Below are 23,734 nucleotides of genomic sequence, written 5' to 3'. Positions count from 1 at the left end.
GGCCCCACCGCGAACGGTGGGGCCCTTCGACATCGTGCCCGGTGAGGCTGCTCACGCCCTCTGCCAGGCGCTGAGCAATTCCTCAGGGCCGTATACCGCCTGAAGTCCGGAACAGCTGACCCCGTTGCGGGAGACCGCCACGAGTGGAACGGGCTCGTCGGTGATCGCCGCCCGGTGCTTCTGCAGCGCGGCCAGATCGTGGCTGTCGAACGCGGAAGTCTCCAGCCACTTGACCGAGCCGAGGAAGAGCAACTGCTTGGCCACGGGCTGTCGGTCGGCGCCCACCAAGTCGATTTCGACGTCGTTGCTGCGGGTCCAGTACCCGCCGATCGCCGGGGCGGCGGGCAGGAGCCCGTCCGGCAGGAGACGGGCCAGGGATTCCCGGACCAGGGGCTCGATCGCGCGGCCCCGCCAGCTCGTCCACCGCTCCTTGATCCGGCTCAGAGTGAGATCTCCCCGCATCCGCTCGATCTCCGCCATGTGCGGATCCAGAAACGCGAGCCAGAACCGGAGGTAAGGGTCGGCCACCCGGTAGCGGCGCTCCTTCGACGGCCGCATCGAGAGTGGCAACTCGGCTGCCACCACCCGTTTCTCGGTCAGGACATCCGTGGCTCGAGTGAGAGTGGTGTGGGCGATACCGCCGGCGGCGCGCGCGATGTTGGTGAACGTTCGCTCCCCACTTCCGATGGCCCGCAGCACTTCCCGGCTCATCGCCTGCGGTGGAAACTCAGCGGCCAGTGAGCGCTCGGCGGATACCAGCAGCGCCGAGATCGGGTTGTCCAGCGAGTCGCGGAGGAACTCCCAGAGATCCGCTCCGGCCCGCCACTCCGCGCAGATCAGCGGGAGACCGCCCGTGATCAGGGCGGCGTCGAAGGCGTCCGCCGGCTCAAGCCCGAGCATCTCGCCGATGTCGGCCGGGTTCAGCGGCCCCACGACCATTTCCCGGCCCCGCTGATGGAAGGGGCGGTCGTAGCTGTTCAGCGCCTCCATCATCGACAGGTCGGATCCGACCAGGAGGAGGAGCACCGGCTTGCGGCTGAGCAGCCGGTCCCATGCCCGCTGGAGCATGCCCTCGAAGGCGTCGATGCGGTCCATGAGATACGGAACCTCATCGATGACGACGACGCTCGGGCTGTCGTCGGGCAGGACCTCCGCAAGCAGCCGGAATGCGGCGTTCCACTGTTCCGGGGCCTCCTCCGAGAACAGCCCTCGCTCCGGGAGCGTGGATCTGGCGACGGCGTCGAGCAACTCCGTCAGTTCGTCCTCCGCCGTTCCGCCCGCAGCGGTGAAGAAGAGGTACGGCGTCTCGGTGCGCCGGAGGAACTCCTCGACGAGGCTGGACTTGCCCACGCGCCGTCTTCCGCGCATGAGGATGCATTGCCCTGGTTTCGCCGACCCGGAGGCATCGCCAACCGCTTGCAGGGCGTTGCGGAGCACGTTCAGCTCCCGGTCCCGCCCGATGAAACGACGCATGGGAATACCCCCGTGGGAGATAGTATCGCTGGAGATACTATCTCTATTGTTACTGTCGTGCTCTACTCGGGCATGATGCTGTGGATGCGCGAGAGCGTGAAGACGCGTTCGGCGTCCCGCAGGTGGCACCAGGCTTCGAGATAGGGCGGGTCGAGCGCGAGGCGGCTGAGGGTACGCACGGTCCGGTTGCCCGAGGTGGCGACGTATTCGACGGTGATGGCCCGACCGGTGTCGATGGCATGGGCGAGCTGGCGGACATCGGTGTACGGCAGGAGTTTCGCCCACCCCGAGACGATCTCCTCGGTGTCCGTGCCGAAGGGCGGCCCTCCGTCGAACGGTGCCGGTTCCGATGGGGGTCCCCCCGCTCGAGCGAAGCCGAGAGTGGGGGACGTAGGCGGGGCGGCCAGCAGTCGGGCCGCCAAGACACTCGGGTCGACGGTGGCCGACGCCTTCGCCGTGACGGAGGCCGTGATCCGGAAGGGGCTCCTTTCGCTGGGGCCGCGTGGAGCTGGAACGGGAACGGGGACGACGGCCCGCCGAGGCCGGGTCCTGTCGATGCGTACCGTTCCCTCGGCCGTCTCGCCGACAGGGGCGTATCCCTCGGCTCGGAGCGCGGCGAGGGTCGCGTCGACCGGGCTGCGGCTGACCAGTACCGTCGGCGCCAGCTGTCGTAGTCCCAGCTTGGTGAGCCCCCGGTGGGCGGCGATCTCCGCCAGGAGCGCGGGCTCGTCGCCGTGGAGGACGCAGGCGGCGGGGGCGATGCGCACCCGCCCGTGGCGGCGCGCGGCGTCGGAGATCAGATACGACAGCGGCTGCGGCAGGGGCCCGGCGGCGACAGCGGCCAGCTCGGCGGTGATGTCGGTGGGGGTGCGGCCGGCGTCCAGGGCCCGGCGGATACTGCCGGCCTTGAACCGCCACACCGACGCCGTGCCGCTGGTCTCCCGGTCGGCGACGGAGTCCAGGAGCGCGGCGAGCCGGGCGGACGGTGTGCCCGTGACGACGGCGGTGAGGTCGGCGCCGATTCGGGCCGCTGAGGTGGCCGGGGGCAGCAGCCGCCGGCACGTGGTGCCCAGTTCCTGCACGTCGTCGGTCCGCAGGTGGGCGCCGAGGGGGGACAGGGCACCACGAGCGAGTACGCCGAGCAGTTCGGCCTCACGGATCACGGCGGCGAACGGCGTCTGGTCCTGGGGCGACGACTCGGCGAGTGGACGGTGCCAGGCGATCAGCGGCCCCAGATCCGAGGCGGCCTTCAAACCCTGCCCTGTCGGGAGCCGGGCGGTTGCCGCCAACAGCCCGTCGCGAGCCCGCAGGCAGCCGTCGCAGGGCGGTGCGCCGGCTAGGGCGGGAAGCGCCTTGTTGTCCTCGTCGCGAGCCCGGGTGGGGGTGAGCGGCAGGTTCCGCCATGCCCGAAGCAGTACGGCGAACTGCTCCGACGGTTCCTGTTCCGCCCAGGCGTCATAGGCGTCGGTGGATGCCATGTGATCGCCGTCCCGGCCCAGCAGCCCGGCAACGTACGCGGTCTCGAGGGTGATGCGTACGACGGCGTCTTCGGCCTGGGCGGCCTTGCCGATCCGGGCCAGTTCACGTGCGCCGATCCCGCCGGACTTCAGCCGGGCCGGCGCGGCCGCCGCGCAGGCCGACAGGACGGAGACGGCGTGAGCGGCGAACGCCGTGGCCGCGGCCGACGCTTCGCGATCCACCTCTGCCGGGGTGACGGGCACCAGCCGTGCGAAAGGCGGGACGGGCTCGAACGGGGCGTGCCAGGAGGGCCCGCGCAGCGCGAGCGCCACTTCGACGGGCATACGGGCCGGGCCGTAGCGGTGACGGTCCTGGACCAGGAGCCCCCGGTCCAGTGCCCATTGCGTGCCCGGTTCGAGGCCGCCGTGGCCGGGAGCCCCGAACATGATGAACTCAGGCTGCCTCGCCGTGGCCTCCGCTCGGCGTTCGAGCACCTTCCGGGCCGCAGTAGGGGCCTTCGCGACCAGCGCGGCGATCTGCTCCGGGTCGCCGTGGTGTTCCACCAGGGCGGCCATTCGCTGCGGCTTGGTGCCGGGAGGCTTGACTCCCAGTGCCACCAGCATGCTGCGCAGTTCGTCGGAGGTCGTGCCCGCGAGCAGCTCCTCCAGCGGAGCATCCAGCCCCAGCGGCGCGTCCCATGCCTGCCGCAGCGGTGCGGCCATGTGGAGCTTCTCCGCGCCGTCCGGCCAGACCAGAGCATGATCGGCCAGTACCCCCAGCACGACGTTCAGCTCGCGAGCGGCTTCCTCGTCCGCCGCTCCCAGCAGCTTCTCCAGGGCATCGCGCGACGCGGGTGCCCCCAGCGCCGCCAGTGCCTCGGCCGCCTGAAGGTACGGCAGCGCGAGCCGTGGCAGGGCCAGCGACACCGACCCGGGACGCTGAAGACGGTCCGCCAGCTCCCCCAGTGAGCGTGGCTCCGGAGGGGACACGGCGTCCTTCCGTGTCACGAGCACGCGTGCCAGGCGAGTGCCGTCGAGGCTGCCCAACCAGGTAACCAGCGTTGATCGGGACTTCATGTGGGGTGCACCTCGTCAGACCGGGGAACGAGCGCCGCAGCGTGGCCGGAGCCGGTCCGACGCCGGGTTCAAGGATGGCGCATCCCCGTGATCCGCAGGGTCGCATGCAGACAGGTCACCCCGGGAAACACCCGCTGGGGACAGAAACTCAGGACAACGAGGGCTGAGAACACGTCGAAGGGCCCCACCGCGAACGGTGGGGCCCTTCGACATCGTGCCCGGTGAGGCACTGGCGGAGGATACGAGATTCGAACTCGTGAGGGGTTGCCCCCAACACGCTTTCCAAGCGTGCGCCCTAGGCCACTAGGCGAATCCTCCGCGGCAAACAATACAAGACGTTGAGGAGTGCTCGCGAACCCGTTCCCCCCGCTCAGATCGCGTTCGTTCCTCCCGCTCGGATCGGGTACCCTGTGCGGAGCCCCTCACGTGGCGCTATCTGACTGAACTCCCCCAGGGCCGGAAGGCAGCAAGGGTAGGTTGGCTCTGGCGGGTGCGTGGGGGGCGCTTGCGTTTGCGGGGATGTGCCGGTGAGCGGTCCCTGTCGTGGTCAGCGAGCGGTGCTCGTTGTCAGTGGGCGCCTATAACCTCGTATGCGTGTCGTCTCTCGCGCTGTACCGCCGCTATCGCCCGGAGTCGTTCGCCGAGGTCATCGGGCAGGAGCATGTCACCGACCCGTTGCAGCAGGCGCTGCGGAACAACCGGGTCAATCACGCGTACCTGTTCAGCGGTCCGCGCGGGTGCGGGAAGACGACCAGCGCACGCATCCTCGCCCGGTGTCTCAACTGCGAGCAGGGGCCTACGCCCACCCCGTGCGGGGAGTGCCAGTCCTGTCGGGATCTCGCGCGCAACGGGCCGGGTTCCATCGACGTCATCGAGATCGACGCCGCCTCGCACGGTGGTGTCGATGACGCTCGTGACCTGCGCGAAAAGGCCTTCTTCGGGCCCGCCAGCAGTCGGTACAAGATCTACATCATCGACGAGGCCCACATGGTCACCCCGGCGGGCTTCAACGCCCTGCTGAAGGTGGTCGAGGAGCCGCCCGAGCATCTCAAGTTCATCTTCGCCACGACCGAGCCCGAGAAGGTCATCGGGACGATCAGGTCGCGGACCCACCATTACCCGTTCCGGCTCGTGCCGCCCGGAACCCTGCGGGGCTACCTGGGCGAGGTCTGCGGACGCGAGGGCATTCCCGTCGAGGACGGGGTGCTGCCGCTGGTCGTACGGGCCGGTGCGGGGTCCGTGCGTGACTCCATGTCCGTCATGGACCAGCTGCTCGCGGGCGCGGGCGACGCCGGTGTGACGTATGCCATGGCGACCTCGCTGCTCGGGTACACGGACGCGTCGATGCTGGACTCGGTGGTCGAGGCGTTCGCCGCGGGGGACGGCGCCGCGGCCTTCGAGATCGTGGACCGGGTGATCGAGGGGGGCAATGACCCTCGGAGGTTCGTCGCCGATCTGCTGGAGCGGTTGCGGGATCTGGTGATTCTGTCGGCCGTGCCCGATGCCGCCGAGAAGGGGCTCATCGATGCCCCGTCCGATGTCGTGGAGCGCATGCAGGCCCAGGCCGGAGTCTTCGGCGCCGCCGAACTGAGCCGCGCCGCCGACCTCGTCAACGAGGGGCTGACGGAGATGCGCGGCGCCACCTCGCCCCGGCTCCAGCTCGAACTCATCTGCGCGCGCGTGATGCTGCCCGCCGCGTACGGGGACGAGCGGTCCGTCATGGCCCGGCTGGACCGCATCGAGCGCGGTGTGAACTTCTCCGGAGGCGGGGGCGCACCCGTCATGGGGTACGTGCCCGGGCCCGAGGTACACGGCGCGGCGCCGGTCGCTTCGGTTCCGGGGGCTCCGCAGGTTCCGCCCGGGGGCGGGGCCGCCGCGGCCCGGGCTGCGGCGCGCGGGGCCGGTCCTGGGCCTGGGCCTGGCGGGGCCGCCCCGCAGAACGTCGAGCCGGCCGTGCCCGTGGCTCCCTCGGCTCCCCCGGCGAGTGCACCCCCCGCCGCTCCGGTGGCCCCGCCCGTGGCCGCGCAGCCGCAGGCCCCGGCCGCCGTGCCCCCGGCCGCTGCTCCGGCGGCGCCCGCGCCCGGCGCCTGGCCCACCGCGACGGCAGCGGGCAGTGGCCGACGCCCGGGCGGATGGCCGACGGCGACCCCCGCGGGCGGGGGACAGCCTCCGGCCGCGACGCCGAGTGCGCCCGCGCCCTCTCCTGCCGCGACCACCCCCGCGCCCGCAGCGGCCTCTCCCGCCGCTCCCGCGAGCAGCGGCATCGACTTCGCCACGCTGTGGCCGAACGTCCTGGAGGCGGTGAAGAACCGCCGCCGGTTCACCTGGATCCTGCTCAGCCAGAACGCGCAGGTCACCGGCTTCGACGGTACGACCCTGCAGATCGGCTTCGTCAACGCGGGCGCGCGGGACAACTTCGCGAGCAGCGGCAGCGAGGAGGTGCTGCGGCAGGCGCTGGCCGAGCAGTTCAACCTCCAGTGGAGGATCGAGGCGATCGTCGACGCCTCGGGCGGCTCCGCACCGCCGCCTCCGGCCGGCTCCGGCTACGGCGGCGGGGGTTACGGCGGGGCTCCGGCCGCCGCGCGCCCCGCGCCCCAGCAGCCATCGGCTCCTGCCACACGCCCCGCGGCCCCCCAGGGCGGCCCCTCCGCCGGCCACGCCCCGACCGGGCCCGCCCCGACACCGACCCGTCCTCCGGCTCCCGAACCGCCTCCGGTGGCCCCCGAGGACGACATCCCCGAGGACGACGACCCCGACCTCGACGAGTCCGCCCTCTCGGGCCACGACCTGATCGTCCGCGAGCTGGGGGCGACGGTGGTGGAGGAGTTCTCCAACGAGTAGCGAGTAGCGCGTAACGGGGCGGCCTTCACCGGCGTACAGCTACTTCACGGACTTCATGAGCGCTTTCCGGCGCCTCCATCGGCGTACGACCGCTTCGTGTCCGCGCCCCGCCCCCCGCTCGCGTACGACCGCTTCACCCGCCGCCACCGCCTGCCTTTAGAGGATCCCACCAACCCCGCGCACCCCTCTCCTCGGAAGCCCCCACAAAGGCACCCGCCCCCGACGGTTAGGCTGACCCCGTGAAGGTCCTTGTCATCGGTAGTGGCGCCCGCGAACACGCCCTGTGCCGTTCCCTGTCCCTCGACCCCGACGTCACCGCCCTGTACTGCGCCCCCGGGAACGCAGGCATCGCGGAGGTGGCCGAGCTGCACGCGGTCGACGCCCTCGACGGCGCCGCCGTGGCCGCGCTGGCCACGGAGCTCGGCGCCGAGCTGGTGATCGTGGGCCCGGAGGCCCCGCTCGTCGCGGGGGTCGCCGACGCTGTGCGCGCGGCGGGAATCCCCGTCTTCGGCCCCTCGAAGGAGGCCGCGCAGCTGGAGGGCTCCAAGGCCTTCGCCAAGGACGTGATGGCGGGTGCGGGCGTTCCGACGGCGCGCTCGTACGTCTGCACGACGCCCGAGGAGGTCGAGGAGGCGCTGGACGCCTTCGGTGCCCCGTACGTCGTGAAGGACGACGGTCTCGCGGCCGGCAAGGGCGTGGTCGTGACCGACGACCTCGACAAGGCCCGCGCGCACGCCAACGCCTGCGACCGCGTCGTCATCGAGGAGTTCCTCGACGGCCCCGAGGTCTCCCTCTTCGCGATCACGGACGGCGAGACCGTCGTCCCGCTGCAGCCCGCCCAGGACTTCAAGCGCGCGCTGGACAACGACGAGGGCCCGAACACCGGCGGCATGGGCGCGTACTCGCCGCTGCCCTGGGCGGACCCGAAGCTCGTCGAGGAGGTCATGGAGACCGTTCTCCAGCCGACCGTCGACGAACTGCGCCGCCGCGGCACACCGTTTTCCGGCCTTCTTTACGCGGGTCTGGCGATCACCAGCCGTGGCGTACGGGTCATCGAGTTCAACGCCCGCTTCGGCGACCCGGAGACCCAGGTGGTCCTCGCCCGCCTGAAGACCCCGCTCGCGGGTGTTCTGCTGGCCTCGGCGAACGGCACCCTCGCCGACCTGGCGCCACTGCGCTGGAGCGACGACGCGGCCGTCACGGTGGTCGTGGCCTCGTACAACTACCCCGACACCCCGCGCACCGGCGACCCGATCACCGGGCTCGACGAGGTCGCGGCCCAGGACGCACCGCACGCCTACGTCCTGCACGCCGGGACCAAGCGCGACGGTGACGCGGTGGTGAGCGCGGGTGGCCGAGTGCTCTCCGTCACGGCGACCGGCACCGACCTCACCGAGGCCCGCGCCCGCGCGTACACGGCGGTCGCCCGTATCGGTCTCGACGGTTCGCAGCACCGCACGGACATCGCGGCGAAGGTGGCGGCGGAGGCGTAAACCCCTGCCACCTGGCCACTCGCTGTCTGGCCACTCGACAGGACGTTGGGCCCCGGATCCCGCAAGGAATCCGGGGCCTGATCATTGCCCACCGTCATCCACCTTTCCCCAAAGCCATTCCATCGGGTGACCGATGCCCCATCCGGCTGACGGGGGCCGGGGCCCCAACTAGGGTGCGGCGAAAGCGTTCCGGCACTTGGCCCACCGGCATTGCGATGTCAGTGGTGGGTGCCACAGTGGGGGAGTGAGCAACGCCAGGGCATCCGTCGGCACGAGCTGTGAGACAGCTCGCGCCCGGCGGACCGTAGGGGGTGACGTCCGGTCGTGACCGGTATGGGTGTGGAGGTGGGCGCGCAAGCCGCGCGGTCCCGGGCTCTCGCCGTGCTGCGCATACGCAGCAGGGCGCTGGCCGTAGCCCTGCTGCCCGCGGCCGTCGCCGTCGTGCTGCTCGTCGGCGGCTCCACCGGGCACATCACCGGCGGCAGCTGGGGTACGACCCGCTGGATCGTGACGATCATCGCCGCCCTCGTCCTCCTCGCGGCCGCGGGCATCGCGCTCGTCGTCGCCCGCGCGCGGCCCGCCGTGAGCCCCACGGTCCCGATCACCGAGGCATCGGCCCCCGATCTCTACCGCATGGTCCGCGACCTGGCCGACCGCCTCGACGTCCCGGCCCCGTCGGCGATAGCGCTCACCCCGGACTGCGACAGCTGGCTGGAGGACCGCACCCACCCGGCACACGGCCCGCCCCGTTCAGAGGCCGGAGACGAGATGGACGGAGTAGGAAGCCGAGGCATACGCGGAGCCGGGACCCGTGGCGTACGAGGGCTGTCGACACGGCCCCGCCGCGCCCCCTCCGCCCCCGTCCTCGTCATCGGCTCCCCCTTCCTGTGGTGGATGCGGGTCGGTGAACTGCGCGCGGTCCTCGCACCGGTCGTCGCCGGTACGGGTCCCTCGGCGCACCCCGACATAGCTGCGGCCCGCCGTTTCGTACGGGGTCTGGACGCGGCCGTGGCCGTGACCTCGGCACCGAAGCGCGGACCGCTGTCCCGTGCGGTCCTCGGCGGCGTCGGCTGGGTGACCCGCCTCCTGCTGCGCAGCTGTCGTGGCCACGCGGCCGAGATGGAGCGAGGAGTGGCGGCCGCCGCGGCCGAGCGTGCACAGGCTGTGGATTACGGTCTGCGGATCGTCGCGCAGGAGCAGGTGGGTCTCGCCTACGCGGGCTGGGACCGGCTCCTGACCCGCGTCGCGCTGCCCGCCTGGCGGATGGGCCGCTGGCCGTCCCGGCTGGACGTCGGCGTGGTCGCTGCCCTCACCGAGCTGTCCCGTCGCGACCGCCTGGCCGAGGGCTTTACCTCCCGCCTCGGCGAGCGCCCCGCCTGTGACCTGCTCGAAGAGCCCGGCACGGTGGACGAGGCGGCCTCGCTCCTCGCCGCCCGCCTCTTCCACGGCGGCCCCGCCGAGCCCGGCCCCGACTGGGCGCCGGTCGACTGGCAGGACTACCCGGACGAGGTCGTCGACCGCAAATGGCGCACCGACGCGGCCCGCCTGCACCGGGTGTTGGACGCGCTGGGCGTGCGGCACTCCACAGACCCGGCGGCGCCCGACGCGAACGGTCCGACGCTGGCGCGGGTGATGGACCACCTGTCCTCGCCGCCGGAGGACAGAGCGGCGCCGGGCCCGGACTCGGACGCTCTCGCCACGCACCGTGCGGACGCGTACAAGGGGATGGCCGAGGACGAGGACGACGCGGATCTCGGCCTCGGGAACGAGCGGACGGCTGCGCTCGCGGCCGGGCTCACCGCGGAGCTGGCCCGCGAGGAGGCGTCGGCGCCGGCCGTGGCGCCCCCGTCGGCCGGGGGCACGGAGCAGGGCCCCGACCGGGCCCTCTGGGACGACGGGATGCTTCCCCTCTTCCCCCTCCAGCCGCCCCGGACCGGGCGGGAGCTGCTGGCCGACCATGTCACGGCGATGGTGTGCTGTGCCGCGATGGACACCGCGGGGGCGGTGCCGGGGCTCGACTGGCTCGACGGTCCGTCCCTCTTCGTCGACGGCGAACGTGCCGCCGATCTTGGCCCTCGCGTCCTGACCCTCGTCGAATCGGGTGACCCCACCCCCCTCCGCGACTGGCTCCGCCACCTCGGCGTCCGCCCGGAGAAGCCGGTCCGCCTCGTCTGACGCACCACCCCGGGTGCGCCCGGGCGGTTCTTCGCCCCCGCCGCCCCTACCCGTCCCATCCCCAGGGGCTCCGCCCCTTCGACCCCGGGGGTTGTGTGTCGGCTGCGGGTGGGTGGGGGCTGGTGCAAAAGATTGCGCAGTTCCCCGCGCCCCTGACGGCGCGGGGCTTCGCCCCGCGATACCCCGCCCACCCTGGTTCGTTCGGCTGCGGGTGAGTGGGGGCCGTTCGCGCAGTTCCCCGCGCCCCTTAAGAGGCGCGGGGAACTGCGCAATCTTTTGGGGGTCTGGGGGCGCAGCCCCCAGGAACGGATGGGACGGGTAGGGGCGGCGGGGGCGAAGAAACGCACGGCCCCGACCCACAACGAACCCCCAGCCAACCCACCCCCCAATGCGGAACCCCACGTTCCACTCACGCCAATTCGCGACGAACGGTGACGGAGTGCGTGCGTAATGTGATGTGCTGGGACCGATCGCGCACAAGGCAAGGGCTTACAGGATGACGGGGGCGAGAGGGAGGGGAGCAGGCATGGGGTCGGAGCAGATTCGCCGCTGGGAGTCGGGAGCACTCGCGCACGCCGTGACGGACCCCTTCGGCCAGGGCCCCGTCCCGTGGCTCCGCGGCGACGAGCACTACTTCGACGACACCGGCCACGTCGTCCCCTGGTACATCGACCACATCGACAACACCCCGGGCGCCACCCTCGTACGCGACGCCCGCGACGACCGCGACACCAAGGCCCAGGCCAAGCGAACCATCCCCCACCCCCGAGCCGGAGGCCCCCGCTCCGCCGACGACGTCCACCGCCAGATCAAGGGTTTCACCTCCACCGGCGCGGCCGCCCCCGGCGAGGCCATCGACTTCCACGTCACCGTCGACCCGCCCCAGGAATTCAGCGTCGACATCTACCGGATCGGCCACTACGGAGGTGACGGGGCATCCAAGATCACCACCAGCCCCCGCCTCTCCGGCATCGTCCAACCCCCACCGCTCACCGCCGACCGCACCGTCTCCTGCCACCACTGGTGGCTCTCCTGGCGGCTCCAGATCCCCGCCTACTGGAGCATCGGCGCGTACGTCGCCGTCCTCACCACCGCCGACGGATACCGCTCCCACGTCCCGTTCACCATCCGCGACAACCACCCCGCCGACCTGCTCCTCCTGCTCCCGGACATCACCTGGCAGGCGTACAACCTGTACCCGGAGGACGGCCACACCGGCGCCAGCCTGTACCACGCGTGGGACGAGGAAGGCCGGCTGCTCGGCGAGTCCGACGCCGCGACGACGGTCTCCTTCGACCGGCCGTACGCGGGCGCGGGGCTCCCCCTCCACGTAGGCCACGCCTACGACTTCATCCGCTGGGCCGAGCGCTACGGCTACGACCTCGCCTACGCCGACGCCCGCGATCTGCACGCCGGCCGCGTCGACCCCACCCGCTACCGCGGCCTCGTCTTCCCGGGCCACGACGAGTACTGGTCGACGCAGATGCGCCGCACTACGGAACTCGCCCGCGAACACGGCACCTCGCTCGTCTTCCTCTCTGCCAACACCATGTACTGGCAGGTGGAGTTGGGCCCGTCACCGTCCGGCGTCGCCGACCGCCTGCTGACCTGCCGCAAGCGCAGGGGCCCCGGGAAACCGGCCCTGTGGCGTGAAATCGACCGCCCTGAGCAGCAACTCATCGGCATCCAGTACGCGGGAAGAGTCCCCGAGCCCCACCCGCTGGTCGTCCGCAACGCCGACCACTGGCTGTGGGAGGCGACCGGCGCGCAGGAGGGTGACGAACTGGAGGGCATGGTCGCGGGCGAGGCCGACCGCTACTTCCCGCGCACCCCGCTCCCCGAGCACCAGGGCCGTATCCTCCTGGCCCACTCCCCGTACCGGGACAGCGAGGGCGCCGTCCGTCACCAGGAGACCTCCCTCTACCGGGCCCCGTCCGGCGCCCTGGTCTTCGCGTCCGGAACGTTCGCATGGTCCCCGGCCCTGGACCGCCCGGGCCATGTCGACACCCGTGTACAGCGAGCTACGGCCAACCTCCTCGACCGCATCTGCAAACACGACTGAGGAAGCGCATCCCCGCACCCTCAGAAGCCACCCCCAGGAGTCACCCCCACAACAGGCCCCAAGCACCCCCCCCGGCACCCCCACACACCCCCTGGCCAAAGCCACTCCCCGCATACGGGAGAATCAAGCCAATTGGACAGAACCACGGGGAGGAACCGTGTCCGGATTCGTCGAAAAGCCCGAGCCCCTTCAGGTGCCGGGTCTGGTACATCTGCACACCGGCAAGGTGCGCGACCTGTACCAGAACGAGGCGGGCGACCTCGTGATGGTCGCCAGCGACCGCATCTCCGCCTTCGACTGGGTGCTCCCCACCGAGATCCCCGACAAGGGCCGCACGCTCACCCAGCTCTCCCTGTGGTGGTTCGACCAGCTCGCCGACCTGGTCCCCAACCACGTCCTGAGCGCCGAACTCCCGCCGGGCGCCCCCGACGACTGGGCCGGCCGCACCCTGATCTGCAAGTCCCTGCGGATGGCCCCGGTCGAGTGCGTCGCCCGCGGCTACCTCACCGGCTCCGGCCTGGTCGAGTACAACGAGTCCCGCACCGTCTGCGGCCTCGCCCTCCCCGAGGGCCTGGTCGACGGCTCGGAACTCCCCGCGCCGATCTTCACCCCCGCCACCAAGGCGGCGGTCGGCGAGCACGACGAGAACGTGTCGTACGAGGAGGTCGCCCGCCAGGTCGGCGCCGACACCGCGGCCCAGCTGCGCCAGGCGACCCTCGCCGTCTACAGCCGCGCCCGTGGCATCGCCCGCGACCGGGGGATCCTCCTCGCGGACACCAAGTTCGAGTTCGGCTACGAGGGCGAGACGCTGATTCTCGCGGACGAGGTGCTGACCCCGGACTCTTCCCGCTTCTGGCCCGCCGACGCGTGGGAGCCGGGCCACGCCCAGCCGTCCTTCGACAAGCAGTACGTCCGCGACTGGCTGACCTCCCCCGAGTCCGGCTGGGACCGCAAGAGCGAGCAGCCGCCGCCCGCGCTGCCCCCGCACGTCGTGGAGGCGACCCGCGCCAAGTACATCGAGGCGTACGAGCGTCTGACCGGCAACAGCTGGAGCTGAGGACGCCCGGAGAGACACGAAGACAGACAGACGAGAGACACGAAGAAGCCCCCGACCCGGGAGGGTCAGGGGCTTCTTCCTATGGAGCGGACGACGAGGCTCGAACTCGCGACCTCAACCTTGGCAAGGTTGCGCTCTACCAACTGAGCTACGTCCGCATTGCGCCGTGGCGCGAGGCCAACTATACCCAACCTCGCTCCCGCGCGAGCCGCACCGCCGCGTGACGGTTCTCGGCCCCGAGCTTCGTCGCGGCCGACGACAGATAGTTCCGTACGGTCCCCTGGGACAGCGCGGCCCGCTCGGCGATCTCCGCGACGGGTGCCCCGTCGGCGGCGAATTCGAGCACCTCGGCCTCGCGCACGGTCAGCGGCGAGTCCCCGGCGGAGATCGCGTCGGCCGCCAACTCCGGGTCCACATAGCGGTTTCCCGCATGCACCGTACGAATGATCTCGGCGAGCCGCTGCGCACTGACGGTCTTCGGGACGAACCCGCGCACACCCGCCGCAAGCGCCCGCTTCAGATGCCCCGGCCGCCCATGACTCGTCACGATCAGCACCTGGCAGCCGGGCAGTTCGGCCCGCAGCGATGTGGCCACCCTCACACCGTCCGCCCCCGGCATCTGAAGATCCAGCACGGCGACATCGGGCTCGTGCGCCCGCGCCATCGCCAGCGCCTCGGGCCCGGTCGCCGCCTCGGCCACCACGACGAGATCGTCCTCCAGGGCGAGCAGCGCGGCGAGCGCACCCCGGATCAGATGCTCGTCGTCGGCGAGCAGCAGTCGTACTGTCACGGGGTGACCTCACTCACAGGGTGCGGGACGGCGGGCTTCAGCGACCCCGGTTCCGGGTGCTGGGCGGGTTCAGGGGCCGGGGGCAGCGGCACATCGGCGGTCAGACGGAACAGCCCACCGCCGGCCGGCCCGGCCCGCAGTACGCCGTCCACCTTGCTCAGCCGCTCCCGCAGTCCGGCGAGCCCGGATCCCTTCACCGGCTCGGCGGCACCGGACTCCGCGTCCGGCACCCCGTCGTTCTCCACGCTCAAGGTCACCCGCCCCTCCGCCACCCGCAGCGACACCGCACACCGCATGGCGTCCCCGTGCCGCAGCACGTTCGTCGTCGCCTCCCGTACGACCCAGCCGAGCGCCGACTGGACCTGCGCGGGCAGCCCGGTCGCCGAGCCGTCGACCTCGCAGTCGATGCCGGCGGCCGTCAACACACTCTGGGCTCCCGCGAGTTCGGTCCCGAGGTCGGCTTCTCGATAGCCCCGTACGACCTCACGCACCTCCCGTTGCGACTCCCGCGCTATCCGCTGGACCTCGGTCATCTGGTCCACGGCCTCGGGCCGCCCGCGCCGGGCCAGCTGCACGGCGAGCTCGCTCTTCAGGGCGATCACCGCGAGATTGCGGCCCATCACGTCGTGCAGATCGCGCCCGAAGCGCAGCCGTTCCTCGGCGACGGCGAGGCGGGCGCGGGTCTCGCGGGCCTCGTCGAGTGCGTAGACGGCGTTGAGCAGCCAGACGGAGAAGACGGAGGTGTAGGCGAAGAAGCTGGCGCCGACCAGCACCGCGACCGCCGTGCCCAGCGCGGCGGGCCCGGGCACGCCCAGCGGGAACGCGAAGGTTCCGGCGCCCAGAGCGAAGCCCGCCACGATCGCCAGGACACGCCGCCGGTTGCGGACGCCGAGCGCGAGGGTGCCCGCACCGAAGATCAGTACGCCCCCGAACACCGAGCCCGCCGCGGCGTCGGCGCCCGCGCCGCCCGGACCGCGCTCCGCGAGGGCGAGCGCGACGTTCGCGATCACCGCGGTGACCCCGCCGAGCACCCACATGAGGCGTACCGGCTGCTCACGGCGGCCGCGCGTCCAGTCGAGCGCCCGGGACGCGGTCACGGCACAGAGCAGCGCGTGTACGCACACCAGCAGGCACAGCCAGGTCGCGAGCCGGGTCCCCACCTGCGCGAAGGCCGCGAGCCCGACCGAGGCGATCTCGATCACGGCGAAGAAGTGGAACGACCAGCGCGTGTACGTCTCGACCTTCGCCGGCGTGCTCTTGCGCCGCCACCAGCCGCCTGGCCTGCTGTCGCCGTCACCGGCCCCCGGCCGGCTCCCGCGCCGGCACCAGTCCCCGGGTCTGCTCATCCCCACCACCGCGCCCCCGCTCACCGCCGCGGCTCCCAGCGGAACCACCGTCGTACAGCAAACACCGCGAGCACGGTCCAGGCCACCGCTGTGGCGAGGGCGCCGAGGGCGTCGTGCGCGGAGAGGCCGCCGGTCCAGCCGCCGCGGATCAGAGTGATCACTGGGGTCAGGGGCAGCAGTTCACAGGCGGAGGCCAGCCCGTCGGGCATCAACTGGAGCGGGATGAAGGTGCCCGAGCCGATCAGGGACAGCAGCATCAGGGGCATGGCGGCGACCTGCGCGCCCTCCACGCTCTTGCTGAAGTTGGCGGTGACCGCCGCGAGCGGGGGCCACATCGCCAGGCCCAACAGCAGCCCCAGGATGGCGAAATGGGGTGCTTCGGGCGCCCCGATGTCCAGGAGCGCGGCGCACCCGACCGTCAGGACCAGGCACTGCACCAGGCCGATCGCGACCGAAGGCAGGGCCGCGCCCGCGAGGATCTCGGCGTCCCGCAGTTCCCCGGTGCGCAGCCGTTTGAGGACGAGCTCCTCGCGGCGGGCCGCGTACACGCTCACCAGCGAGCAGTAGACCGCGAAGAGGAGCGAGAAGCCGACGGACGACGACACGATGACCGAGCCGACCGAGAGCCCGGTGCCCTTCAGATCCATCTGGTCGACCGTCCCGCGCAGGCTGAACGGCAAGGTCAGCGGCACGAACACGGCGGCGGCGAGCGTCGCCTTCGTACGGCTCAGCAGGGTCAGCTCGGCACGCGCCATCGCGGCCATCCGCCCCGCGGCCGTGGTCGTACCGGAACCAGTACCCCTATCCCTGCCCCTGCCCGTTCCCATCCCCGTACCCACACCGTTCGTGACTGTCGCGCCGCTCATGCCACCGTCCCCCTCGTGCTCGTGCTCGTGCTCGCGCTCGTACCGGCGCCGTGCCCCGCGGTCTCCCGCTCCCGCGCACCCGCACTGCCCGCCGCCGCGTTCCGTGCGATCCGCAGAAACGCCTCCTCCAGCGATGCCGACCGCACATCGAGCCCCCGCAGCTCGACGCGAGCCCGCTCGGCCCACAGCAGTAGTGCGGTGGCGGTTCGCTGGAGTTCGTCGGTGCGCAGTTTGATGACGCGGCCCGTCGTCTCGTGGTCGCTCACGCCGAGTTCGGCGAGCGGGGGCAGGTCCCCGAGGAAGTAGCCGTCGGGCAGTTCGAAGGAGATCCGGGACGGCTGGGAGGCGGTCACCTCGGCCGGGGTTCCGGTGGCCGCGATGTGCCCCTCGTGGAGGATCGCGAGCCGGTCGGCCAGCTCCTCCGCCTCTTCCAGGTAGTGCGTGGTCAGCAGCACCGTCGTACCGCCGTCGCGCAGTTCGCGCACCAACTCCCAGGTGCTCCGGCGTCCTTCGGCGTCGAGTCCGGTCGTCGGCTCGTCGAGGAAGAGGACCTCGGGGCGGCCGAGGAGCGCGAGCGCCAGGTCCAGGCGCCGCTTCTCGCCCCCGGACAACTGCTTCACCCGTACGCCGGACCGCCGTGTCAGGCCGACCAGGTCCAGGGCTTCCGCGGTGGGCCGCGCGCCGCTCGTGCAGCCCGCCCACATCCGTACGGTCTCCGCGACCGTCACCTCGGAGGGAAAGCCGCCTTCCTGAAGCATCACGCCGATCCGGGGCCGTACGGCCGCCCGCTCCTGGTACGGATCGTGGCCGAGGACCCGCACCCGCCCGCCGGCCGGGGGCGCGAGGCCCTCAAGCAGCTCGACCGTGGATGTCTTGCCCGCGCCGTTGGTGCCCAGCAGGGCGAAGAGTTCACCGCGGCCGACGGAGAAGCTGACTCCGCGGACCGCTTCAAAAGCTCCGCGGACTCCGCCGACTCCGCGGCCTCCCCGATCTCCCCCGTACACACGGCGCAGATCAGTGACCTCAATCACGTCATCGTGCTCGTCGTGCTCGCTCGTGTTCATGAAATCAGCGTCGCCGCGGACGGGACCCGTCAGCAGTGCGAGGTGTCATCACTCCGCATGACAAATGTCAGACGCCACCGAGAAGACGGGCGCAGGACGGGCGTACACACGAGAAAGACCCCGGTCGACTGACCGGGGTCTTTGCTTCCTGGAGCGGACGACGAGGCTCGAACTCGCGACCTCAACCTTGGCAAGGTTGCGCTCTACCAACTGAGCTACGTCCGCATTGCCGCCGACCAGCTTTCACTGATCGGTGCGAGCACCACCCTACCTGATCCACAAGAGTGGTCGGTAAGGGGTTGCAGAGCGGGTGACAGGAATTGCACACTGCGCCTTCCCCCTGGAAGGGGGATGTTCTGCTACTGAACTACACCCGCATGACTCCTTGGGGTTCGTCCTTTCGGCCTTGCCCCTCGGCGTGTTCCAGACTCTAGCTGATCAGACGGGGGTCAGCGCAAGTCGGTTCTTCCCAGGGGCGGATGGCCGGCCGGAGCGAGGGAGCCGGTGCGCCGCGGCGAACAGATCAGTGCGCCTCGGCGAACGCCTCGTAGACCTTCTTGGGGATGCGGCCGCGCGGCGGCACGTCCATCTTGTTGGAGCGGGCCCAGGCGCGGACGGCGGCCGGGTCGGGGGTCAGCGCGGTGTGCGTGTACGCCTTCCCGGACTTGGACTGCTTGCGGCCGGCCTCGAGGTAGGGCGCGAGCGCCTTACGCAGTTTCTTGGCATTGGCAGGATTCAGGTCGATCTCGTACGACTTGCCGTCCAGTCCGAAGACGATCGTTTCCGCCGCTTCTGAGCCGTCGATGTCGTCAGAGAGAGTGACCACGACACGCTGCGCCACGAATATCGGTCCCTTCGTGCGACATCTCTGCGATCAAGTCATGACGTGCGCAGACGTCACGTAGTTGTCGGGAAGATGTCGACTGTCCGGCTGTTATTGGGCAAAGTATCGGCTATTGCCAATTCATTTGTACAGTGCCCGGCATTGCATTGTGAAGCCCGACTAAATCCTTCCGCGTGTCCGAGGGCAATGGGGTCCTGCCGCTCTTCTGCGGTTTTTCCCAGGATTTTCCGTGCCGGTCCCCGCGTCGATGCGGGATCGTGATCGGGGTCACGTAGGATTCTACGAATCTACGCGAGTAGAAATTTTGTGCAGGTAGTCTGAAGGGACCTGCTCAGCACCACACACCGGGAGTGCCAGTGGCACGCGTCGTAGTCGACGTCATGCTCAAGCCGGAGATCCTCGACCCCCAGGGCCAGGCGGTGCAGCGTGCACTGCCGCGTCTCGGTTTCGAAGGTGTCTCCGACGTACGTCAGGGAAAGCGATTCGAACTGGAAGTGGACGGACCGGTGGACGACGCCGCGCTCGCCCGCATCCATGAACTGGCGGAATCCTTCCTCGCCAACACCGTGATCGAGGACTTCACCGTCAAGGTCGAAGAAGTCGCGGAGGCAGGAAAGTGACCGCTCGTATTGGAGTCGTCACCTTTCCCGGCAGCCTCGACGACCGGGACACGCAGCGCGCCATCAAGCTCGCCGGCGCCGAACCCGTCGCCCTCTGGCACAAGGACAAGGACCTCAAGCAGGTCGACGCCGTGGTGCTCCCCGGCGGTTTCTCGTACGGCGACTATCTCCGGGCCGGCGCCATCTCGCGCTTCTCGCCCGTGATGGAGACCGTCATCGAGCAGGCGAAGTCCGGAATGCCGGTCCTCGGCATCTGCAACGGCTTCCAGGTCCTCACCGAGGCGCACCTCCTCCCCGGTGCGATGCTCGGCAACAACCACCTCCACTTCATCTGCCGCGACCAGAAGCTGCGGGTGGAGAACGCGGAGACCTCCTGGACGGCCGACTACGAGTCCGGCCAGGAGATCCACATCCCGCTGAAGAACATGGACGGGCGGTACGTCGCCGACGAGCACACGCTCGACATGCTGGAGGCGGAGGGCCGGGTCGCCTTCCGTTACGTGGACTTCAACCCCAATGGCAGCCTTCGGGACATCGCCGGGATCACGAACGAGGCCGGGAACGTGGTCGGCCTCATGCCGCACCCCGAGCACGCCGTCGAGCCGCTGGTCGGGACCGGCCGCACCGACGGCCTCCCCTTCTTCACCTCGATCCTCAAGAAGCTGGTCAACGCATGAGCCGCACGCCTCTGGACACGGTCGAGAACGCGGCCGCGACCCCCGATGTCGAGCTGCCCTGGGCCGAACTGGGCCTGAAGAAGGACGAGTACGAGCGCGTCGTCGAGATCCTCGGCCGCCGGCCCACCGGCGCCGAGCTCGCCATGTACTCCGTCATGTGGTCCGAGCACTGCTCGTACAAGTCCTCGAAGGTCCACCTCCGCCAGTTCGGCGAGAAGGCCCCGCAGTCCGACGCCCTCCTCGTCGGCATCGGTGAGAACGCCGGTGTCGTCGACGTCGGCCAGGGCTACGCGGTCACCTTCAAGGTCGAGTCGCACAACCACCCGTCGTACGTCGAGCCCTACCAGGGCGCGGCCACCGGCGTCGGCGGCATCGTGCGCGACATCATCGCGATGGGCGCCCGTCCGGTCGCGGTCGTCGACCCGCTGCGGTTCGGTGCGGCCGACCACCCCGACACCAAGCGCGTCCTCCCGGGCGTCGTCGCCGGCATCGGTGGCTACGGCAACTGCCTGGGTCTGCCCAACATCGGCGGCGAGGTCGTCTTCGACGCCTGCTACCAGGGCAACCCGCTGGTCAACGCCGGCGCCATCGGCGTCATGCGCCACGAGGACATCCACCTCGCGAAGGCGTCCGGCACCGGTAACAAGGTCGTCCTGTACGGCGCCCGTACCGGCGGCGACGGCATCGGCGGCGCCTCCATCCTGGCCTCCGAGACCTTCGACGACGCCAAGCCGTCGAAGCGTCCCGCCGTCCAGGTCGGCGACCCCTTCCAGGAGAAGCTCCTCATCGAGTGCACCCTGGAGGCCTTCGCCGAGAAGCTGGTCGTCGGCATCCAGGACCTCGGCGCGGCCGGTCTGTCCTGCGCGACGTCCGAGCTCGCCTCTAACGGCTCCGGCGGCATGCGCGTCACCCTCGACGACGTACCGCTGCGCGACTCCACGCTCTCGCCCGAGGAAATCCTCATGAGCGAGTCGCAGGAACGCATGTGCGCGGTCGTGGAGCCGGAGAAGGTCGGCCGGTTCCTGGAGATCTGCGAGAAGTGGGACGTCATCGCCACCGTCATCGGTGAGGTGACGGACGGAGACCGCCTGGAGATCTACTGGCACGGCGGCAAGATCGTCGACGTCGACCCGCGGACCGTGGCGCACGAGGGCCCCGTGTACGAGCGCCCGTACGCCCGTCCGGAATGGCAGGACGCCCTCCAGGCGGACGACGCCAACAAGCTTCCGCGACCGGCGACGAGCGAGGAGCTCAAGGACCAGGTACTCAAGCTCGTGAGCTCGCCGAACCAGGCCTCCAAGTCCTGGATCACCTCCCAGTACGACCACTTCGTGCAGGGCAACACGGTGCTGGCGCAGCCCGAGGACTCGGGCATGATCCGCATCGACGAGGAGACCGGGCTCGGCGTCGCCATCGCGACGGACGGCAACGGCCGCTACGCGAAGCTCGACCCGTACGCGGGCGCGCAGCTGGCGCTCTCGGAGGCCTACCGCAACGTGGCGACCACCGGCGCCAAGCCGCTGGCCGTCTCCGACTGCCTGAACTTCGGCTCGCCCGAGGACCCGGCTGTCATGTGGCAGTTCGCCGAGGCCATCCGTGGTCTCGCCGACGCCTGCCAGCAGCTGGGCACCCCGGTGACCGGCGGCAACGTCTCGCTCTACAACCAGACGGGCGAGGTCGCCATCCACCCGACCCCGGTCGTGGCCGTGCTGGGTGTCATCGACGACGTGGCCCGCCGTACGCCGGTCGCCTTCCAGGAAGAGGGACAGCTCCTCTATCTGCTCGGTGACACCCGCGAGGAGTTCGGCGGTTCGGCCTGGTCGCAGGTCGTCCACGACCACCTCGGCGGTCTGCCTCCGCAGGTCGACCTGGAGCGCGAGCGGCTGCTCGCCGAGATCCTCATCTCGGCCTCCCGCGACGGCATGATCGACTCCGCGCACGACCTGTCCGACGGCGGTCTGGTCCAGGCCGTGGTCGAGTCGGCGCTGCTCGGCGGCAAGGGTGCGCGACTGATCGTCCCCGACGGTCTCGACGCGTTCACCTTCCTCTTCTCGGAGTCGGCGGGCCGCGCGGTCGTCGCCGTCCCGCGCTCGGAGGAGCTGCGCTTCAACGACATGTGCGGTGCGCGGGGCCTGCCGGTCACCCGCATCGGCGTCGTCGACGGAGACACGGTCGACGTCCAGGGCGAGTTCGCGCTCACCCTGGAGGAGCTGCGCACGGCGCACGAGGGCACGATCCCGGCGCTGCTCGCGTAAGCGGAAAGCAGTGAGCGGTCAGCAGTAAGCAGTAAGCAGTCGTACGACGACGAAGGCCCCGCCCGTTTCGACGGGCGGGGCCTTCGCGCGTGCCGCGGCCGTCAGGCCGGGACAGGTTCGGGCTGCCGCGCGGGCTGCTCGGTGTCCTCCGGCCGCCCGGGCGTGGGCAGCCGCAGCGCCAGCACGGCGGCCAGCGCCATCAGTCCGGCACCGCACCAGAACACCACGCTCGTCGCGTCGATGAACGCGTGTACGCCGCTGGCGTGGGCGGTGCCGGTCAGGCGGGCGAGGGTGCTGATGTCGCCGCCGGGGCCGTGGGTGGCGTACAGGCGGGCCAGGACGGTGCCGAGGAGGGCGGCGCCCAGGGCGTTGCCGAGGGACTGGAAGTAGCGGATGGACGTGGTGGCGACGCCGAGCTGGTGGCGTGGGGCCGCGTCCTGGACGAGCAGGATCAGCTGGCCGACCAGCTGCCCGAAGCCGGCGCCGGCCAGCAGGAGTTCGGCGCGGATCAGCCAGAGCGAGGTGTCGGGGCCGGTGGTCGTGGCGAGGAGCACGAACGCCAGGGCGGTGGTGGCCGTGCCGCTGACGGTGAAGGTCCGTGCCGTCCAGCCGCGCGCGGTGAGCGGGCCGGAGAGCAGCCCGGTCGCCGACAGGCCGACCGCCATCGGGATCAGGTAGAGGCCCGCGGAGGAGCTGGTGATGCCGCGGACGACCTGGAGGTAGATGAGCACGTAGTAGATGGCGCCCATCATCGCGGCGCCCATGATCGCCTGGATGGCGAAGCCGAGGCGCAGTTCGCGGATGCGGAACAGGGAGAGGGGGAGGACCGGTTCGGCCGCCCTCAGCTGTCGCCACAGGAACAGGGCGAGCGTGACGGCCACGACGGCGATCAGGCCGAGGACAGCCGGTGACGACCAGGCGTATTTCTTGCCGCCCCAGTCGGTGACCAGGAGCAACGCGCTGGAGAACGCGGCGGCGAGCGCGGCGCCGGCGTAGTCGAGCGGGCGGCGCACAGGGTGTGCGGGGAGCTTCAGGGCGAAGGCGGAGGCGGCGAGGACCGCGAGGCCGACGGGCAGGTTGACGTAGAAGATCCAGCGCCAGCTCGCGTGATCCGCCAGCAGGCCGCCGATCCAGGGACCGACCGCCATCGCGGCGCCGGCGACGAGCCCGCCCATGTTGGTGCCCTTGCCGGCGCCTTTCTCCTCAGGGCCCTTGAGGTGGGCGATCACCACCATCGTCACGCTCATCAGCCCGCCGCCGCCCAGGCCCTGCACGGCGCGGGCGGCGATGAGCTGGTCCATCGACTGGGCGGCGCCGCACAGCGCGGAGCCGAGCAGGAAGGTGGCGATCGCGCCGGTGAAGACGCGCTTCGGGCCGAGGATGTCGCACAGCTTGCCGTACAGCGGCAGCATCGCGGCCGACGCCAGCGCGAACGCGCTGACCAGCCAAGGGATCTTGGCGATGCCGTGGTCGGGGTCGAGGTCCCGGACGATCGGGACGGTGGCGGCGGACACGATCTGCATGTCCAGGACGGCCAGGACGATCGTGACGAGGCAGACGACGAAGCCGATTTTGCGCTGGGTCTCGGTCATGGGCACCACCATGACGTCAAATGTGTACCCAGTCAATCTTTAATC

General features: G+C 70.9%; 16 protein-coding genes, 4 tRNA genes and 1 other RNA gene. 9 read left to right on the top strand and 12 right to left on the bottom strand.

Annotated features, from left to right (window positions below; genetic code table 11):
• Positions 1 to 51: 51 nt before the first annotated feature.
• The 3 genes from OG975_RS23050 to OG975_RS23040 form a co-directional block, all read right to left on the bottom strand.
• On the bottom strand, positions 52 to 1,473 hold the full coding sequence (locus OG975_RS23050) for an ATP-binding protein (protein WP_406331234.1): 1,422 nt from the start codon (positions 1,471 to 1,473) through the stop codon (positions 52 to 54).
• Between the two features lie 62 nt (positions 1,474 to 1,535).
• A complete protein-coding gene (locus OG975_RS23045; protein WP_406331233.1) occupies positions 1,536 to 4,007 on the bottom strand; it encodes a helicase C-terminal domain-containing protein in 2,472 nt (823 codons plus the stop codon).
• 230 nt (positions 4,008 to 4,237) lie between these two features.
• Positions 4,238 to 4,325, bottom strand: a tRNA-Ser gene (locus tag OG975_RS23040).
• A gap of 95 nt (positions 4,326 to 4,420) precedes the next feature.
• Here OG975_RS23040 and ffs point away from each other — a divergent pair.
• The 6 genes from ffs to OG975_RS23010 all read left to right on the top strand — a co-directional run bounded on the left by ffs (position 4,421) and on the right by OG975_RS23010 (position 13,635).
• An RNA gene (gene ffs, locus OG975_RS23035) (signal recognition particle sRNA small type) lies at positions 4,421 to 4,519 on the top strand.
• Positions 4,520 to 4,601: 82 nt separating this feature from the next.
• Complete coding sequence (locus tag OG975_RS23030) at positions 4,602 to 6,848, top strand: DNA polymerase III subunit gamma and tau (protein WP_406331232.1); 2,247 nt, start codon at positions 4,602 to 4,604, stop codon at positions 6,846 to 6,848.
• A gap of 239 nt (positions 6,849 to 7,087) precedes the next feature.
• Positions 7,088 to 8,341, top strand: a complete 1,254-nt coding sequence (gene purD, locus OG975_RS23025) for a phosphoribosylamine--glycine ligase (RefSeq protein ID WP_406331231.1) — start codon at positions 7,088 to 7,090, stop codon at positions 8,339 to 8,341.
• Between the two features lie 333 nt (positions 8,342 to 8,674).
• A complete protein-coding gene (locus OG975_RS23020; protein ID WP_406336408.1) occupies positions 8,675 to 10,516 on the top strand; it encodes a hypothetical protein in 1,842 nt (613 codons plus the stop codon).
• 526 nt (positions 10,517 to 11,042) lie between these two features.
• The gene (locus OG975_RS23015; protein ID WP_406331229.1) at positions 11,043 to 12,578 is read left to right on the top strand and encodes a N,N-dimethylformamidase beta subunit family domain-containing protein; all 1,536 of its coding nucleotides are present in this window, start codon (positions 11,043 to 11,045) and stop codon (positions 12,576 to 12,578) included.
• A 157-nt stretch (positions 12,579 to 12,735) separates the two neighbouring features.
• Positions 12,736 to 13,635 carry a phosphoribosylaminoimidazolesuccinocarboxamide synthase gene (locus tag OG975_RS23010; RefSeq protein WP_406331228.1) on the top strand — a complete coding sequence of 300 codons (900 nt, stop codon included), beginning with the start codon at positions 12,736 to 12,738 and terminating at the stop codon, positions 13,633 to 13,635.
• Between the two features lie 82 nt (positions 13,636 to 13,717).
• Here the strand turns inward: OG975_RS23010 and OG975_RS23005 are convergent.
• From OG975_RS23005 to OG975_RS22970, 8 genes are all read right to left on the bottom strand, one after another.
• Positions 13,718 to 13,793: transfer RNA gene (locus OG975_RS23005), tRNA-Gly, on the bottom strand.
• A 23-nt stretch (positions 13,794 to 13,816) separates the two neighbouring features.
• Positions 13,817 to 14,425, bottom strand: a complete 609-nt coding sequence (locus OG975_RS23000; protein ID WP_330305674.1) for a response regulator transcription factor — start codon at positions 14,423 to 14,425, stop codon at positions 13,817 to 13,819.
• A complete protein-coding gene (locus tag OG975_RS22995; protein WP_406331227.1) occupies positions 14,422 to 15,771 on the bottom strand; it encodes a sensor histidine kinase in 1,350 nt (449 codons plus the stop codon). Before OG975_RS22995 ends, OG975_RS23000 begins: the two co-directional genes overlap by 4 nt.
• A gap of 20 nt (positions 15,772 to 15,791) precedes the next feature.
• Positions 15,792 to 16,598, bottom strand: coding sequence for an ABC transporter permease (locus tag OG975_RS22990; RefSeq protein ID WP_406336407.1), 807 nt, complete (start codon positions 16,596 to 16,598; stop codon positions 15,792 to 15,794).
• A 35-nt stretch (positions 16,599 to 16,633) separates the two neighbouring features.
• Positions 16,634 to 17,701 carry an ABC transporter ATP-binding protein gene (locus tag OG975_RS22985; protein WP_406331225.1) on the bottom strand — a complete coding sequence of 356 codons (1,068 nt, stop codon included), beginning with the start codon at positions 17,699 to 17,701 and terminating at the stop codon, positions 16,634 to 16,636.
• A gap of 149 nt (positions 17,702 to 17,850) precedes the next feature.
• A tRNA-Gly gene (locus OG975_RS22980) sits at positions 17,851 to 17,926 on the bottom strand.
• Positions 17,927 to 18,006: 80 nt separating this feature from the next.
• A tRNA-Gly gene (locus OG975_RS22975) sits at positions 18,007 to 18,078 on the bottom strand.
• A 146-nt stretch (positions 18,079 to 18,224) separates the two neighbouring features.
• Positions 18,225 to 18,542: an Lsr2 family protein gene (locus tag OG975_RS22970; RefSeq protein WP_330305671.1), complete on the bottom strand. Its 318-nt coding sequence runs from the start codon at positions 18,540 to 18,542 to the stop codon at positions 18,225 to 18,227.
• Between the two features lie 359 nt (positions 18,543 to 18,901).
• Here OG975_RS22970 and purS point away from each other — a divergent pair, with 359 nt between their 5' ends.
• The 3 genes from purS to purL are packed head-to-tail and all read left to right on the top strand — an operon-like array spanning position 18,902 to position 22,097.
• Positions 18,902 to 19,165, top strand: coding sequence for a phosphoribosylformylglycinamidine synthase subunit PurS (purS, locus tag OG975_RS22965; protein ID WP_005482678.1), 264 nt, complete (start codon positions 18,902 to 18,904; stop codon positions 19,163 to 19,165).
• Complete coding sequence (gene purQ, locus OG975_RS22960) at positions 19,162 to 19,842, top strand: phosphoribosylformylglycinamidine synthase subunit PurQ (RefSeq protein WP_327429924.1); 681 nt, start codon at positions 19,162 to 19,164, stop codon at positions 19,840 to 19,842. Before purS ends, purQ begins: the two co-directional genes overlap by 4 nt.
• Positions 19,839 to 22,097 (top strand): phosphoribosylformylglycinamidine synthase subunit PurL, encoded by a 2,259-nt coding sequence (gene purL, locus OG975_RS22955; RefSeq protein WP_406331223.1) that lies wholly within the window; start codon positions 19,839 to 19,841, stop codon positions 22,095 to 22,097. The genes purQ and purL overlap by 4 nt, the downstream gene beginning before the upstream one ends.
• 101 nt (positions 22,098 to 22,198) lie before the next feature.
• Here purL and OG975_RS22950 read toward each other — a convergent pair whose 3' ends face one another.
• Positions 22,199 to 23,689 carry an MDR family MFS transporter gene (locus OG975_RS22950; protein WP_406331222.1) on the bottom strand — a complete coding sequence of 497 codons (1,491 nt, stop codon included), beginning with the start codon at positions 23,687 to 23,689 and terminating at the stop codon, positions 22,199 to 22,201.
• Between the last annotated feature and the right edge of the window lie 45 nt (positions 23,690 to 23,734).

The organism is Streptomyces sp. NBC_00203 (assembly GCF_045206325.1).
Classification (GTDB): domain Bacteria; phylum Actinomycetota; class Actinomycetes; order Streptomycetales; family Streptomycetaceae; genus Streptomyces; species Streptomyces lutosisoli.
This window is presented reverse-complemented; position numbering and strand designations above follow the sequence as displayed.

Bases quoted from the DNA above. Each gene is read 5' to 3' on its own strand.
- OG975_RS22990 (WP_406336407.1), bottom strand. From the start codon at position 16,598: ATGGGAACGGGCAGGGGCAGGGATAGGGGTACTGGTTCCGGTACGACC.
- OG975_RS23045 (WP_406331233.1), bottom strand. From the start codon at position 4,007: ATGAAGTCCCGATCAACGCTGGTTACCTGGTTGGGCAGCCTCGACGGC.
- OG975_RS22950 (WP_406331222.1), bottom strand. From the start codon at position 23,689: ATGACCGAGACCCAGCGCAAAATCGGCTTCGTCGTCTGCCTCGTCACG.
- OG975_RS23050 (WP_406331234.1), bottom strand. From the start codon at position 1,473: ATGCGTCGTTTCATCGGGCGGGACCGGGAGCTGAACGTGCTCCGCAAC.
- OG975_RS23015 (WP_406331229.1), top strand. From the start codon at position 11,043: ATGGGGTCGGAGCAGATTCGCCGCTGGGAGTCGGGAGCACTCGCGCAC.
- OG975_RS22995 (WP_406331227.1), bottom strand. From the start codon at position 15,771: ATGAGCAGACCCGGGGACTGGTGCCGGCGCGGGAGCCGGCCGGGGGCC.
- OG975_RS23020 (WP_406336408.1), top strand. From the start codon at position 8,675: ATGGGTGTGGAGGTGGGCGCGCAAGCCGCGCGGTCCCGGGCTCTCGCC.
- purL (WP_406331223.1), top strand. From the start codon at position 19,839: ATGAGCCGCACGCCTCTGGACACGGTCGAGAACGCGGCCGCGACCCCC.
- OG975_RS22985 (WP_406331225.1), bottom strand. From the start codon at position 17,701: ATGAACACGAGCGAGCACGACGAGCACGATGACGTGATTGAGGTCACT.